This window comes from Exiguobacterium sp. TDN 0502 (genome assembly GCF_050846835.1).
In the GTDB taxonomy this organism is placed as follows: Bacteria; Bacillota; Bacilli; order Exiguobacteriales; family Exiguobacteriaceae; genus Exiguobacterium_A.
Map to the genome: position 1 here is coordinate 1 of NZ_JBOZGJ010000003.1, position 14,449 is coordinate 14,449.

The following is a 14,449-nucleotide window of genomic DNA, read 5'->3' on the forward strand; positions in this document are numbered from 1 at the left end:
AGCAGGAAAACTGGCTTGTGTCTCGCCTGAGGAAAGGGCGTGAAAAGACGCGTCATTCTTTTTTGAGTCAACCCCGTCCATTTTGTGTATAGCGTTTCATTTCACGGTTTTTTCGTCAGTTCTAGTGCCGCAAGAAGCAACAACGTAGCTTGAACCCGTGTCACTCCTGATTTAGCTAAAAGTAAATGAAAGGCAATCAACCAGTTGACCTCGTCTGAAAATCGATTTCGTGCCCGCTCCCGGTCAACGATGCGTGTCACATAAATCCAGTCCACACGTTCCATCGATGGCAGTAACGCAAGAATCGGCATTAATCGATCCCAAATCATGATCTCTCGCCGTTCTAGTAGCTCCCGCCACGCAGTGATTCGTTTCTGTTGCGCCGCCGGATCTGGATGCGCTGCTAGGATTTGGGCTGTGATGACACGTTCACTCGTCCGTCCCATATATGGTTCGAGCCACGCCTCAGAAACATCAACACGTGCCAAAAAATCTTCAGGGAGTACGTGTTGTTCCAGTAACGTGGATGTCACGACGTATTGCTTCGCAGCATTCAAATGCGGGCGTGTCGCATGCAAACGTTCCATGTAAGGGAACGCATCGATGCCCTGACGACGGTTTAATACTTCGTTGAGTGCAAAAAAAGGACGGACGCCTTTATCCCGAATCAATCGATGTTTGATTCTTTTTTCAGCGACGATGATTTCCTCGATCAGAATATCGGGATCCTTACTATTCAGTTGCACATGGGCAACGAGTAAAGGCGTATAACGACTCCGGAGCGCTGAAAACCGAGATGTCTTTTGTTTAATCGTCCGCATCAGCCGCTCGTACACAGTCTGATCAAAGACCGTATCGTGAATCGTATAGGACAGCGCAAAAAAACGATGGAAATCATGTGACGATTCATCCCGCAAGACGGGATAACTTTCATCATAATTCTCACAGAACTGACCGTACATCCTTCCACCTCCTGTTCTCTATGGAACATTTCCCCAAAACGACTTCAGGCAATCTTCTTTTGACAACGGACACGAAAAAAGCAGTGGACGGCGTCCACTGCCCGTTGCTATCGAGTTCAATCAAACTCGTTGTCTTTCAAGTAAACGAGAAAAATAGCCGCCTTGCCCCATCAGTTCATCATGTGATCCTTCTTCGACGATTCCCGCTTTCGTGACGACGAAAATCTTATCTGCATTTCGGATTGTTGCCAAACGGTGCGCAATGACGAGCGTCGTCCGATTTTCGGACAATTCGGCAAGTGATTCTTGAATCAATGCTTCTGTCTCTGTATCAAGTGCTGACGTTGCTTCATCAAGGATCAGAATCGGTGGATTCTTCAGGAACATCCGCGCAATCGCGAGTCGTTGCTTTTGTCCACCTGACAGTTTGAGTCCGCGTTCGCCGATTTGTGTGGCGTATCCATCCGGCAGATCCGCAATCATCGATCCGAGATGCGCCCGTTCCGCTGCTTGCACGATTTGATCATGCGTCGCATTCAGGTCTCCGTAAGCGATGTTCTCAGCAATCGTTCCCGAAAACAAAAAGACATCCTGCTGGACGATCCCGATTTGTTGTCGCAGAGACTCCTTCGTCATCTGTCGGATGTCGATTCCATCAATCGTGATTGCCCCGTCAAGGACATCATAAAATCGTGGAATTAAGGAACAAATCGTCGTTTTTCCGGCACCTGACGTTCCGACGAACGCGACCGTCTGCCCCGGTTCGACCGTCAGATTGATGTTTTCCAAAATTAGACGTTCCGCTTCATAGCCGAACGCGACATCCTTGAACGTGATGCCACCGTTCAAACGATCCACGACGAGTGCGTTTGGGGCATCGGGAATCGATGCATCCTCATCAATCATCGAGAGGAATCGCTTAAATCCGGCCATTCCTTTCGGATACATCTCAAGCAATGCCGTGATCTTATCAATCGGCTTTAGCAGGATGTTCATATAGAGAATGAATCCGACGAGTTCCCCTGCCGTTAAAGCTTCTCGGTACGTCAAGTAGGCACCGACGACTAAGACGGCAAGTGTCATCAAACGGGTCGTCAAGTAGATGCCGGACAGACTCTTACTCATGACCTTGTAGGCATTGATTTTCGACTGCCGGAACGTCGCGTTGTCCTTTTCGAAGCGTTCGATTTCATAGGCTTCGTTCGTAAATGACTGGACGACACGGACACCGGAAACACTATCCTCGACGCGCGAGTTGACTTCCGCGATGTTCCCATACATCCGGTCCCACGAGCGGTTCATCCGGACGTTCGCATAACTGATCAGCCAGATCAAAAATGGTACGGCGATGATCGTCACGAGGGCAAGCGGTACATTAATCGTCAGCATGATCGAGAACGCTCCGAGCAACGTCATGACGGCGATGAACGCATCCTCCGGACCATGGTGGGCGAGTTCCCCGATATCAAACAAATCATTCGTGATCCGGCTCATGATATGACCGGTCTTCGTATTATCGAAGAAACGGAACGACTGTTTCTGGACATGACTGAACAACTGACGACGCATGTCCGTCTCGATATTGATCCCGAGCTTATGTCCGAAGTAGTTGACGACGAACTGCATCAACGTACTGATGACATAGAGCGCTAATAGCCCGATGCTGACAAGGATGATCCAGTTCATTTCTCCGTTCGGTAACAAGGAATCGATGAACCATTGCACTGCAAGTGGAAATGCTAACTCAAGAATCCCGACGAATAAGGCCGACGTAAAATCCAGCCAAAACAGACGCTTGTGCGGAATATAATAGTGATAAAAACGACGTAACATAGATTGCCTCCTCTCCCTGTTTCTAGTGTACGTGAAATTTTTTGAGAATACTGCTTTTAACCCCTTAATTTCTTCAGACGCGAAAAACAATTTTTTGTGTCATTTTTATATTTTTAAATCAGGGAAATCAGCGCTTTTTATGACAAAATGGTAACAACGAATTTTACCCACCACTTGGAAGGAGCTATGTCACGTGAAAAAGACTTTTCTCGCCCTTACGACAGTAGCCCTGATCAGTTCAACCGGACCGGTCTCTGCTGCGTCAACGACTTTGACATTGACGGATAACGTCAACATTCGCACGGCTGCCTCGACTTCCGCGAAAGTCATCACGACCCTGAAAAAAGGAACGAAGGTGACCGCAGTCAAAAAAGTAAATAGCTGGTATGAAATCCGCTATCAATCGAAACCGGCATTCATCACTTCATCCTATGTCAAAGCGACGACGGAAAAGGCCCCGACAACTACGACCTACATAACGAACACCGATGCCGTTAACGTCCGGCAAAAAGCGACGACCCGCTCGAAGTCTCTCGGAAAACTAGCCAAAAACAGCGTACTGACCGTCAAGAAAAAATCCGGTGACTGGTATCAGATCACATACAAAAAGAAGACGGCTTATGTCCATGCGACATTAGTCAGTAAAAAGACCGCGACCGTCTCGTCTAGTTCAAAACCGCCTACGACGACACCTGTCAAAACGGCCGTCAAAGCAGTCGATCGTTCAAAGGTCTACACGGTCAATGCAAAAGAAGGATTAAATGCACGTGCCGCTGCGACGACAAAAGCCCAGATCTATAAAAAACTGCCTCACCAGACAGTTCTCGACGTAACGGGTGCCGTCGATTCCTGGTACCAAGTCAAGCTCGATGGTAAACAAGCATACGTGTCTTCTTCTTACGTCAAGACCTCGGCGAAGCCATCCACACCGCCTGCTCCGTCGACACCTGGAATCGTATTGAAACCAGTCGATGCCGCGAAAACATACCGCGTCAATGCACCAACTGGATTGAACGTCCGTTCGTTACCTTCGACGTCCTCTAAAATCTTCACTCAACTTACACACGCTTCGACGGTCAACGTTATGGGGGAAACGACAGGAAAAGAGAGCGGCTGGTACCAGATCAAAATCGGTACAGGTCTTTATTACGTCGCAAAAAGTTATATCACGACGGGGTCTGTCACGACGACACCGCCTGTCACACCGACGACACCACCTGTGACATCCGTTCCCGGTTCGACATTGATGGAACGTGCGATTTCAATTGGTCAACAATACCTCGGAACACCTTATGTCTGGGGCTCAAGCAATCCGGTCAATGGTGGATTCGACTGCTCAGGTTTCATCAACTATACGTTGAACGCTGCCGGTTATTCAGTCGGTCGTACGAACGTCAACGGTTACTGGAACGATGATCGTTATCTCGGTACGAAGTTATCTAAACTGCGTCAGCCGTCACGTGGAGATATCATTTTCTTCGAAGATACGTATGCTCCCGGTCCGACACACATCGGCATCATGCTGAACAACGATCAGTTCATCCATGCGAATGAACCCGCACTTGGAATCAGTCGTCTTTCGGAACGTTACTGGACGCAAAAACTGCTGGGCTTTAAATCACTTTAATCACTTGCTCATCCATCCCTCGGGGTGGATGTTTTTTTGCCTTAACACCTCTCTTTGGGATATACTGGATATGGAAAGGATGTGTCTGTATGTCGTACGCAACACTGTATGTCCGACTTCTCTTTCTTGCCTTATTGATTTTTGGTGGCTCGATGCTCTTGCATTATATCCAGACGGGAGACGTCTATATCGGTCACTTGATCGTTTCCATCCTTGCATGCGTCTTATTGATCTTCAGAAGAACGACATCCTCACACGAACGGGGCTGACTCAAAAGTCAGTTTCTACAAAGATAAGGGCGGCAGAATGATGATCTGCCACCCTTATCTCGTAAAAAAGAATGACTCATTACGCGCCACTCCTACAGGAAAAAGCGCATTTTTGCGCTGTCAGAGACAAACAAGACCCGCTTTCCTGCTTGAACGAAGCAGGAAAACCGGCTTGTGTCTCGCCTGAGGAAAGGGCGTGAAAAGACGAGTCATTCTTTTTTGAGTCAACCCCATTTTTTCGTCATTGAACCTTAACCAATGCTTGTATCTCTCGCTCAAGATCGCCTTTGAGTCGTTCGCTTTGAAGGTCATCCTTCAATCGTAAAACATCCTCCAGCCGTTCCTGACCAATCCCTCGTTGCATCGCCAGTATGAGCGTCTGTAACATCATCGCTTGGTCGAATCCACTCGCGGCAAGCCACGCATCTTGCATCTCCCATATCTTATCGACGCTCTGCTGCAGCGTCTGATTCGGTAATTCGATGCCGTTGACAAGGAGATGGACTTCGAGTTGTCCGATGTAATGCTTCGCGTCATCGATCGCCACAGTGACGAGTTTTTCCCACGCCATTTGCATGCCGTCCGTATCGTTCTCGAAAATCGCGATGAGTCCTTTCGTCAAATCGACTTCGATTCGTCCGACGGCAGTCGTTTCACTAAATGCAAAAAACTGCTCCAATCGATCAAACTCTTGCTGTGATTGTTCGATTTCCCCTTCTAGATACAAAAATAATCCGAGGAACCGTTGAAACGAAATGACATGATAATAGACATCTTGCTCCCGCATGTACTGAACCCCTTCACGCAATAAGGCGATCGCTTCTGTATAGTGATCATCGAACAAACTTGCTCGAAGTGCACGCAAGATTTGGAAATTTAAATAGGTTTTTGGCGCAAGTGGAATTTCACGTGGTACATCCATTGCTTCGATCAGCTCGTATGCTTCCTTCGTCCGTTTGAGATTGAACAAAAAATAGACTGTCGAGATCTGAACGAGCAACTGCTCATCTTGGCGACCGAGCTGTTGAAACACCCGCTCTGCCTTCTCGAAATACGTCAAACCAAACTCCGGGTCAGATGTTCGGAGAGCATCGCCATATTCCTGAAAGACCTGTCCTTGCCAGTAGGAATTGGTCTCCGGAACTAAATACGGGCGCAGGATTTCCCGAACTTTTTCGTCCGAATGATACGGGGTGTCCCGCGAGCGGATTGTTTCGAGAAGTTCCCGCATCTGAACATCCCGCGGATCGAGCATTAATTCTTCAACTGTCACCTGTAGTCGCCGAGCAATCGCCTGTAAGGCGGGTACAGACGGGGTTGCTTTCCCGTTCTCGACCATACTGAGCATCGACTTCGTGATGATGCCGGTCGCAACATCCGTTTGCGTCATTTTTTTCTGTTTTCGGATCTGTTTGATACGTTCCCCTAACACACTGGTCACTCCTCTTATCACAAAAGTTAAATTACATTGAACTTTATCTTTACATTTCTCTCCCACTCCTTTATTCTACACTAAAGTTCAATAAAATTTAACTCTAAAGGAGTGAACATGATGTCATTTAATTTAAAGCGTGTGTTATTCGGAAAGTTTTGTTCGTTGTTTGCGGCTAGTCTCTTTACGTTCGTCGCTGGACTGAACGTCTTACGGGAAACGTCGTCTGGTTTTCAGTTTGCGCTCGTCCTGCTTGCAGGATCAGTGCCACGGATTTTACTCTCACCGGTTGCTGGCGTCCTCGCTGATCGTTGGAACCGGAAACGAATCATCGTCATGACCGAAAGCTTAAGTGCACTCGTCTTGTTTGGACTTCTGTTCTATTCGCTACAAGCCCCTCTACATACCGTTCATTACATCATTGCTAGTGTCCTCTTGACGAGCCTGTCGACGTTCCTGTCCGTTACCTTATCAAGCTCGTTACCGCGACTCGTACAAGAGGATGAGTTACAACGCGGAAACGCGCTCTTCTCGACGATTCAATCGACCTCAACAATCACTGCGCCACTCGTTGCGGGATTGCTCATCGCCACTGTCCCCATCACGCAATTCTTGATCTTACCGTTTCTCTTGTTTGCTTCTGCTGCCTGGTGGAATAGCCGCCTCCGCTTTCTTGCAGTGGATACATCTCCTTCAGCTAATACCGATACTCCGTCTTTCGTCTCGGAGTTTAAAGAAGGCTACCGCTATTTGTTCCGTCAGCCAGTATTAACGACACTCGTCCTGATGGCGATCGTCCTGAACTTCTTTTTTGTCGCTTTCGAAATCTTGTTACCGATCATTTTACTCGATCGCCTGCAATTCACACCATTTCGGTTTGGAATGGTCGAGTCCGCACTAGGTGCCGGTCTTCTTGTCGCTTCGTTGCTTCTTGCCTTACCTCGCTTTACGGTGAAACGTCCGTTACGCACGATATTCGAGTCGCTCTTTTTAATCGCCTCTTGTTACGCGCTTCCTGCACTTGCGCTACTCGGCTATGTTCCATCTGCTCTACTACTACCTTTTTTCATGATTCTATTATTCATCGACGGCATGCTCGTCTTACGGATGAACATTCCACTACAGCTCATCGTTCAAAAACAGACCGATCCGGCTTACCTCGGACGTGTCATCGGTGTGCTGGAATCGATCGCGATGGCGATGATGCCGATCGGTACCCTATTGTTTGGTTTACTCAGTGATCATGTATCTATCATCGTGCTACTTGGACTCGGTACAGTCGGCTTATTCGGTGCTGCATCATTCGGATTCCTTCGACTTCGTAAAGACATCTTATCCGAGAGCATTCCTGTAGCAGAAGCAAAAAACACGTCCTCCCTCACTTCGTGAGAAAGGACGTGCGTATCGGTCAAACCGTCGCTTTGACGGCATCCATGATTAATTTTAATGATTGTTGTTTTGCTTCCTTGTCAGCGATCATCGAAGCGATCATCACTTCGTCTGTGCCGTAGGAATCAGCGAGCTCTTGCAATTGTTTTGCAACGGATTCCGGGTTACCAACGATCATCCGCTTCCGGTTTTCAGCGATCCGGAATTGGTCTTGGAACGTATACGGATACGCCGCTGCCTCTTCAGGAGTTGGCGTTCCTGTCGACGAGACCCCTTTTTCCAGTAAGAGGAGTGACAGATCCAGGCTTGACGCCAACCGTTCTGCTTCTTCCGTCGTTTCAGCACACGTCACGAAGATCGAGACGAGCGTTTGTGGTGTTTCATTGAACGACGTCGCCATGAAGTTATGACGGTAGTAGTCCATCACTTCTTGTCCACCTTGTCCATTGATGAAGTGGGCAAAGGCAAATCCGAAGCCGCGTTGTGCAGCGTTCAAGGCACTACCCCCACTTGATCCAAGCAACCAGCCTTCTGGTGTCGTATCGACTTCTGGTGTTGCGACGAGTCCCGCGAACCGGTGTCCGGCAGGTGCCCCGTCTTTCAAGTAATCGACGAGATCATCCAGTTGCTCACCGTAATCGGCTCCACCAAACCGTGGCGACGATCCTTCTTGCAACGCACGTGTCGCAAGCGGCATTCCGCCCGGTGCCCGACCGAGTCCAAGGTCAATCCGGTTCGGTGCAAGCCCTTCAAGGACACGGAAGTTCTCCGCAACTTTATAGGCACTGTAATGCGGCAACATGACACCGCCTGAACCGAGACGGATCTGTTTCGTCACTGCCGCCATGTAGGCGATCAGGACTTCCGGGCTTGAACCAGCCAGTGTTTTAGCGAAGTGGTGCTCGGATACCCACAAGCGATGATAGCCGAGTTCGTCCGCGATTTTCGCGAGCTCGACCGTTTCATGTAAGGCATCAGATGGGGATTGTCCTTTAGAGACCGGGGATTGGTCTAAAATACTAAGTTTCATGTATGTCTCTCCTTTTTCTTTCGAATGCGTACCTACACTGTACGCCTCCTCGTTGTACCGTGCAACGAAACTGCTTCTTTCCGTCATGGGGACGTTTTCATTTTGAAATTCAGGGAACAATGCCTAAGTGAGCATAAAAATCTAACGAATGAGGTGGAGTCACATGTCAAACCATACTACGAATCAAGAAGCAGTCGAAACGGTCAAGAAACTGATTGATAAAATCGAAACGGCGATGCTGACGACGATTTCAGCAGAAGGACTCGTATCCCGTCCGATGCAAACACAGGATATCGAATTTGATGGCGACCTTTGGTTCCTCACTTCAAAAGAGACAGAAAAATATCAAGAACTACTTAAAAATCCGAGTGTCAACGTCGCATATGTCGACAAATCATACGTCTCGATCCGCGGGACAGCGGAACTCGTCGAAGACATCGAACGGAAAAAAGAGCTTTGGAGCCCACGTTACGAAGCGTATCTCGGAACGTCGTATGAAGATCCGAAAGTCGTCTTGATCAAGGTCAACACGGAAGCAGCGGAATACTGGGAAACGGGAAATACGACGAAATCCGTCAAACAAGTACTGAAAAAAGTCGTCGGAAAAGACGAAGAGAACGAAATCAATAAAACCGTCGACTTATCTTGATCCGCTTCCTCCCCCACGTTCTTTGCGTGGGGGTTTTTGTATGTTAAAGTAGTCGTTTTGAAAAAAATAGGATAACATAAGAAAATGAATGAATAGGTATCTTAACTAAAAGGAGTACAATCATGGGAGAATTTTTTACGTTATTACGCCGGGGCAACCGGTCCGCGTTGACGGCAGCGATCGTCAACTCTATCATCGCCATTATCAAGGCAATTGCCTACGTCCTGACGGGAAATGTCGCGATGTTCGCGGAGATGATGCATACGCTCGGAGATGCTGCCAATCAATTTTTCGTTTTCATCGGTTCTGCCCTCAGTAAAAAGGCACCGACGAAACGATTCCCTAACGGCTTCGGTCGTCTCGTCAATCTCGTCTTGCTCGGTGCCATCCTCTTCGTCGGTATCATGGCGTACGAGACGATTCATGAAGGGATCGCCCACATCATCGAACCGACGGAATCGACAGGCTTCTGGATCACGTTATCCGTTTTATTTGCAGGTGTCGTTCTAGAGAGCGGTGTGTTCTTTAAAGCGATGCAAGAGATTGCGCATGACGCGAAACTGACGACAAAAGGACCACGTCTCATCCTCGACAGCTTCCGCTCACTCAAACAAGCAAAACCGGCAACTCGCCTTGTGTTCCTGGAAGACTTGGTCGCGACGGCTGGTGGGATCGTCGCGATGATCGCCGTCATCATCTCGCATGTGACACCGTTCCATCAGGCAGAAGGAATTGCCTCAATCTTAATCGGACTGATGATGTTTTACGTCGTCGGGAACGTCTTCTTGCAAAATGCAGCTGGTGCACTCGGTGAAGCCGATGAGACGATGGCAGCCCGTCTTGGTGGACTAATCATGAAGGACCCTGACGTCAAGGACATCAGTAAACTCGAAGTCATTAAAGAAGGCGATCATTTCCACGTCGAAGTCGAGATCGAAGTCGATCCGGCGTTGACGATCGCGCAAGCAGACGATATCAAGGACCGCCTCGAACTGCAGATTCGCCTGCAACAAGGCATCATCGACGTGACGATCGGGTTTGATGAAGACGATAAGATTCAGCAGTACGTCGTTGCTTCTGACGAGTCATGACACCGTTCACGCAAGATGTCCTGACCATCATTCGTTCGATCCCCGCTGGTCGAGTCATGACGTACGGACAAGTCTCCCGACTCGCCGGTCATCCGCGTAGCGCCCGTCAAGTCGCACGGATTCTTCACAGCATGAGTAAGACAGAACGTCTACCGTGGCACCGCGTCCTTGCTGCTGGCGGAAAACTATCGCTTGAAGGCGATGAACAGCGACTGGCGCTTGAAGCAGAAGGTGTCGAGTTCCTGACCACCCGTCAACTCGATTTATCGCGTTATCAAGTAACAAGCGAATAGATACAAAAAGAGAGGGATGACCGGTGTATATACCAGTCATCCCTCTCTCTGTTGTTTTGAATTAAGCTTTTGACGTACTCGAAGCCGCAGCGATTTGCCGGCGTACTTCTGCTTCGAGTTGCGGTTCTGGTGGTTGCCAGCCTTCCGGTTTCATGACCTTTTGATCCGATTCCCGGAAGATCGGGTTCCCGTCCGGTCCAAGCTTCGCCATGTTCGCGCGCTGGACGATTTCGAACAACGGCGCCGGATCGAGTCCGATCTCAACGAAGCTTCCCATGATGAAATAAAGCGCATCTGTTAAAGCATCGCCTTGTCCGACGAGCCGTTCGACGTCTGTTTCCGGTTGTTTCATCTGGAGCGATTTTTCGACTGCTGTATCGAGTCCCGACTTGAAACGTTCGATCGCTTCGAGAAATTCCGCTTCACTCGCCGCTGATTGGTGCAGGAACTCAACGACTGCTTCTTCCGCCGTCCAGGTCGAGCGTTTGATCCCACGATCGACCGTCATAGGTGTTGGCGTCATTGCGCCAGGGTGTGAAAACACACGGTGGAATTCCTTTACGTCTTGATAATAATTTGTCATAACCGATCATCCCCTTTTACCGAATGTCTCCATTCTAACAGGTTCAGAACCGGAGTTCGACTCATTGATGAACGACGTCGAGTAAGGCCATTCCACGTGTGATCAATTCATCGCGCTGCCCAGACGTTGCTTTTAAGCGCTCGAGATCTGCAATCAGACGTGGTTGATCGACTTCATCCGCTAACTCGAGTAATTCAAGACGGAGTAACCAGGCGTCCGGTAACTGGACGAGTGTCTGATCGATCAATTGCGGTAACCGTTCACGACCAGCCCGTCCTTCGCGAATCTCGCGGACGACTTCGAAGATCGGGTCAGCCGCTGTCAACGGGCGTTCAATCCGTTCGAATTCGACCGTTTCCGGAATCGGCTTCAGCGCTTCGACTTCTGTTCCCGGGAATGCTGACGTGATGTCACCGACGATCAATTCCATCCGGTCCATCGTCATCGTTTTTCCGTCGTTTACAAGCGTCGCTGCATCTAAGACGACGAGCGCCCGGTTTCCGTTGACGTTTTGAATCGCTGTGATCTCCCCTGTGACGTGAACATTTCCTTCCGCCCAGTCGAGACGTTCACCGACTTTGACTTGCATCAATACTTCGTTCAATTCCTTGCCGTGAAGGAGTGTAAATCCTTCCGGATGATCTGCCAGTCCTTGACCTGTCAACACTTCGCCGTTTGCAGCAAGTGCTGTCGGTCCTGTCAGTTTGACGAGATGCAACGAATCGTGAATCTCCTGTGTTTCAGGAACACCGACGAGCGAGAGACCACTGTCGAAGACGAGTGTTGACAGATTGCCTGATTCAACGGCTTTCGTCAGTCCGTGGATGCCACCGCGGATGTACGACATCGACTGGGCAAATTCTTCGAGGGCATCGCGGAGCTGTTCGAACGATTCACAGACGAAGAGTTCCTTTTGCATGCTCGTCACGTCATGTTTCGTCGCAAGTGCTTTCTCAAGCGAGAACGGATGTTTGACGACAGCGTCCGTCAAACAGTGACGGCTTTCACCGACGGATGATAGAAGACCGGCACCGTAGATTTGCGGATTGTCGATGTCACCGATCAGACCGAATTCAACCGTCCACCAGAACAGACGTGAGATTTCATTTGCTTCGGAAATCCCTTTGACGTGTGTCCGTGTCTCAGCGAGCTCGATTTCAGCTTGCTCGATATCGGCTGGCGTCGAGAACGGGCTCTCTTTGACGATCGTCAATTTCTTGAGTGCCTTGAAGACGTCATGCTCTGCCTTATGGTTAAAGGCGTGCGCTCCGATTTCACCGAAGCGACGAACGAATTCAGCGTAGACCGGATTCATCAGGATCGGCGCGTGCCCCGCTGCTTCGTGCAAGATGTCTGGTGCCGGTGTGTAGAGAATGTTATCGACCTTCCGGATGTCGGTCGCGATCGGCAATAAACCGTGTCCTTGGAAATCGAAGAAGGCGACACCGGGAATGAGACCGTCGACAGCGACTGTTCCCCAGCCGCCACGGCTGAGGTTCGCAGTCATCTCGCGTACATCTGGAATCCGTTCCGGGCTGATGCCTGAAGCGGCAAGTCCTTCGAGGTATGCCGGGTGTGCCGTATCTTGTAACGTATTTAAATTCAGTCGCATGACGTATCTCCAAACGGCATGATCCGTTGGTGTGTAATCATCGTAGTGCTGTGGTGCGACATGTGGACGTAAGTGACTTGGAATGATTGGTGTAGACATATGAGTTCCCCCTTGAATGAATGTGAGATAACAAAAAAGCCCCTGCCGAACATATTGTTCGACAGGGGCGACGAAAGCCGCGGTACCACCCTGATTACCCAGTCATCTACTGAGTCACTCATGATTGGGATAACGGTGTCCTCCGCTCGCTTGCGCAAGAAGCTCAGAAACTGTAATTCAACACCATCTGTGTACACGTTCGCAGCGCCACGTGCTCTCTGAAACAGGGAGATGGTCTTTACTTCGGTTTCATCATCGCTTAATCTTTCGTTCTGTTATGCTGTTATACTGTTATGCTTTTAGCAAGTAAAGTATCGTTAAGGAGGACTATACGCTTACTTTTTACTTTCGTCAATGGCTTTTTTACGTTTAAATCGATTAAATGTTTTATCCCGGACTGATTTTTGCTCGATCGTCAGTGACGTGATATGACGACGAAGCGCACCGTCAAGCCGTTTTTCAAAAGCTTCAAGTTCCCGGATCCACTCGTTCATCGAGACGACGATCGGTAAGATTTCCATGATGATTTCTTCCTCGAGCTCATCCCGGTCAAGAAACGAGTGCTTGACGAAGGCAATATTTTCTTTGACGAGATCCTCCATCGCGAGCGGTTCTTCCGTCAACAGGAGATCATATGTCAGCAAGACCTTCTCCTGGCGCTGGGCGATATGCATCAAATGATAATATAATTCGCTCCGGAGATCGTCCGCGATCGAGTCAAGTGCCTTCTCTCGCTCTCTGAAGCGCTCTGCTGTCGCGACACCACGTTCAAGACACGTCTGCATATGTCTGAGGATCAACAGGTTCCGCAGAAGCGAAGCGTGCTTCTGGCGTGTTCCACGAATCTCTTCCTTGTGTAGGTTGAACAGGTTTTGTGTCTCAAGGAGCGAACGTCCCATCTTATCGATTGCTGCCCGATACGGGGCAACCTTTCCTTCAAAGCCAATCGCTCGTGTGACGACAAGCAGCTTCTCGAAGAGTTTCGTCGCTTTCTGATAGTAGACATTGCCGTAGCGCGGCGGGAAAATCAGCGCATTGATACCAAGCGCACAGCCGATCCCGAGCATGACGAGCAGGTAGCGGATCAAGACGACTTGCCAAAGTGGTTCGGTCGCCGTCGCGACACTCTCGAGAATGACGATGATCATCAAGACGACGTGTGGAATCGTCCGACCGAAACCAAAGGCTAGCAAAATCGAGATAGCTGCCATGATGACGATGCCGATCGCAAGCGGATTCGCCGGATTATCGCCTAAAATCCATAGTGCGAGTAACGTCAAAAAGGCACCGATCAAATTCGCTTCTGCCTCCTCGAGAAATTGTTTCCATGTCTGATAGACCGAAGGCAGGAGTGTCGTCGCTGCCGAGATCGCAGGCAGGATCGGGCTGAGGTTGAACAGATTACTGATCAACAGCGCCAAGATGACTGCAAGACCCGTCTTGATGGTCCGGGGTCCGATTTGTAAGGATTGTCCACCCATATCCATCCCTCCTTCTTATTCAGTATGCCCTCTATTCTTCACCGTTAGCCGTCAAAATTCAACAAAAAATCCTCTCCGCTTGAAAACGGAGAGGATTTA

13 protein-coding genes and 1 other annotated feature are annotated in these 14,449 nt (G+C 49.3%); of the genes, 6 read left to right on the plus strand and 7 right to left on the minus strand.

Going from position 1 to position 14,449, the window contains the following annotated elements; genetic code table 11:
• Positions 1–101 precede the first annotated feature (101 nt).
• Both ACRPK8_RS04650 and ACRPK8_RS04655 read right to left on the minus strand, forming a co-directional pair.
• Positions 102–962 (minus strand): DUF4003 family protein, encoded by an 861-nt coding sequence (locus ACRPK8_RS04650; protein ID WP_432237145.1) that lies wholly within the window; start codon positions 960–962, stop codon positions 102–104.
• Between the two features lie 120 nt (positions 963–1,082).
• Positions 1,083–2,795, minus strand: coding sequence for an ABC transporter ATP-binding protein (locus tag ACRPK8_RS04655; protein WP_432237146.1), 1,713 nt, complete (start codon positions 2,793–2,795; stop codon positions 1,083–1,085).
• A 193-nt stretch (positions 2,796–2,988) separates the two neighbouring features.
• On the opposite strand from ACRPK8_RS04655, the gene ACRPK8_RS04660 reads away from it, so the two are divergent.
• A complete protein-coding gene (locus ACRPK8_RS04660) occupies positions 2,989–4,422 on the plus strand; it encodes an SH3 domain-containing protein (RefSeq protein ID WP_432237147.1) in 1,434 nt (477 codons plus the stop codon).
• An 89-nt stretch (positions 4,423–4,511) separates the two neighbouring features.
• Entirely contained in the window at positions 4,512–4,691 is a 180-nt protein-coding gene (locus ACRPK8_RS04665) for a hypothetical protein (protein WP_432237148.1), read from the plus strand.
• A gap of 241 nt (positions 4,692–4,932) precedes the next feature.
• Here ACRPK8_RS04665 and ACRPK8_RS04670 read toward each other — a convergent pair whose 3' ends face one another.
• Positions 4,933–6,123 (minus strand): helix-turn-helix domain-containing protein, encoded by a 1,191-nt coding sequence (locus ACRPK8_RS04670; protein ID WP_432237149.1) that lies wholly within the window; start codon positions 6,121–6,123, stop codon positions 4,933–4,935.
• Positions 6,124–6,243: 120 nt separating this feature from the next.
• Here ACRPK8_RS04670 and ACRPK8_RS04675 point away from each other — a divergent pair, with 120 nt between their 5' ends.
• Positions 6,244–7,512: an MFS transporter gene (locus ACRPK8_RS04675; RefSeq protein WP_432237150.1), complete on the plus strand. Its 1,269-nt coding sequence runs from the start codon at positions 6,244–6,246 to the stop codon at positions 7,510–7,512.
• Between the two features lie 19 nt (positions 7,513–7,531).
• On the opposite strand, the gene ACRPK8_RS04680 is transcribed toward ACRPK8_RS04675, so the two are convergent.
• The gene (locus ACRPK8_RS04680; protein ID WP_023467737.1) at positions 7,532–8,542 is read right to left on the minus strand and encodes an LLM class flavin-dependent oxidoreductase; all 1,011 of its coding nucleotides are present in this window, start codon (positions 8,540–8,542) and stop codon (positions 7,532–7,534) included.
• 163 nt (positions 8,543–8,705) lie between these two features.
• Between ACRPK8_RS04680 and ACRPK8_RS04685 the strand changes: the two genes are divergently transcribed.
• The 3 genes from ACRPK8_RS04685 (at position 8,706) to ACRPK8_RS04695 (ending at position 10,575) form a co-directional block, all read left to right on the plus strand.
• Positions 8,706–9,191 (plus strand): pyridoxamine 5'-phosphate oxidase family protein, encoded by a 486-nt coding sequence (locus ACRPK8_RS04685; RefSeq protein WP_432237151.1) that lies wholly within the window; start codon positions 8,706–8,708, stop codon positions 9,189–9,191.
• Positions 9,192–9,313: 122 nt separating this feature from the next.
• Positions 9,314–10,282: a cation diffusion facilitator family transporter gene (locus ACRPK8_RS04690; protein ID WP_432237152.1), complete on the plus strand. Its 969-nt coding sequence runs from the start codon at positions 9,314–9,316 to the stop codon at positions 10,280–10,282.
• On the plus strand, positions 10,279–10,575 hold the full coding sequence (locus ACRPK8_RS04695; RefSeq protein ID WP_432237153.1) for an MGMT family protein: 297 nt from the start codon (positions 10,279–10,281) through the stop codon (positions 10,573–10,575). The genes ACRPK8_RS04690 and ACRPK8_RS04695 overlap by 4 nt, the downstream gene beginning before the upstream one ends.
• Positions 10,576–10,636: 61 nt before the next feature.
• Here the strand turns inward: ACRPK8_RS04695 and ACRPK8_RS04700 are convergent, their stop codons facing one another.
• The 3 genes from ACRPK8_RS04700 to ACRPK8_RS04710 form a co-directional block, all read right to left on the minus strand.
• Positions 10,637–11,158: a hypothetical protein gene (locus tag ACRPK8_RS04700; RefSeq protein ID WP_432237154.1), complete on the minus strand. Its 522-nt coding sequence runs from the start codon at positions 11,156–11,158 to the stop codon at positions 10,637–10,639.
• A 61-nt stretch (positions 11,159–11,219) separates the two neighbouring features.
• On the minus strand, positions 11,220–12,869 hold the full coding sequence (locus ACRPK8_RS04705; RefSeq protein ID WP_432237155.1) for an aromatic amino acid hydroxylase: 1,650 nt from the start codon (positions 12,867–12,869) through the stop codon (positions 11,220–11,222).
• A gap of 60 nt (positions 12,870–12,929) precedes the next feature.
• Positions 12,930–13,134, minus strand: a binding site (T-box leader).
• Positions 13,135–13,204: 70 nt separating this feature from the next.
• Positions 13,205–14,350, minus strand: coding sequence for an FUSC family protein (locus tag ACRPK8_RS04710; protein ID WP_432237156.1), 1,146 nt, complete (start codon positions 14,348–14,350; stop codon positions 13,205–13,207).
• Between the last annotated feature and the right edge of the window lie 99 nt (positions 14,351–14,449).

Bases quoted from the DNA above. Each gene is read 5' to 3' on its own strand.
- ACRPK8_RS04665 (WP_432237148.1), top strand. From the start codon at position 4,512: ATGTCGTACGCAACACTGTATGTCCGACTTCTCTTTCTTGCCTTATTG.
- ACRPK8_RS04675 (WP_432237150.1), top strand. From the start codon at position 6,244: ATGTCATTTAATTTAAAGCGTGTGTTATTCGGAAAGTTTTGTTCGTTG.
- ACRPK8_RS04705 (WP_432237155.1), bottom strand. From the start codon at position 12,869: ATGTCTACACCAATCATTCCAAGTCACTTACGTCCACATGTCGCACCA.
- ACRPK8_RS04700 (WP_432237154.1), bottom strand. From the start codon at position 11,158: ATGACAAATTATTATCAAGACGTAAAGGAATTCCACCGTGTGTTTTCA.
- ACRPK8_RS04695 (WP_432237153.1), top strand. From the start codon at position 10,279: ATGACACCGTTCACGCAAGATGTCCTGACCATCATTCGTTCGATCCCC.
- ACRPK8_RS04710 (WP_432237156.1), bottom strand. From the start codon at position 14,350: ATGGGTGGACAATCCTTACAAATCGGACCCCGGACCATCAAGACGGGT.
- ACRPK8_RS04685 (WP_432237151.1), top strand. From the start codon at position 8,706: ATGTCAAACCATACTACGAATCAAGAAGCAGTCGAAACGGTCAAGAAA.
- ACRPK8_RS04690 (WP_432237152.1), top strand. From the start codon at position 9,314: ATGGGAGAATTTTTTACGTTATTACGCCGGGGCAACCGGTCCGCGTTG.
- ACRPK8_RS04650 (WP_432237145.1), bottom strand. From the start codon at position 962: ATGTACGGTCAGTTCTGTGAGAATTATGATGAAAGTTATCCCGTCTTG.
- ACRPK8_RS04655 (WP_432237146.1), bottom strand. From the start codon at position 2,795: ATGTTACGTCGTTTTTATCACTATTATATTCCGCACAAGCGTCTGTTT.
- ACRPK8_RS04680 (WP_023467737.1), bottom strand. From the start codon at position 8,542: ATGAAACTTAGTATTTTAGACCAATCCCCGGTCTCTAAAGGACAATCC.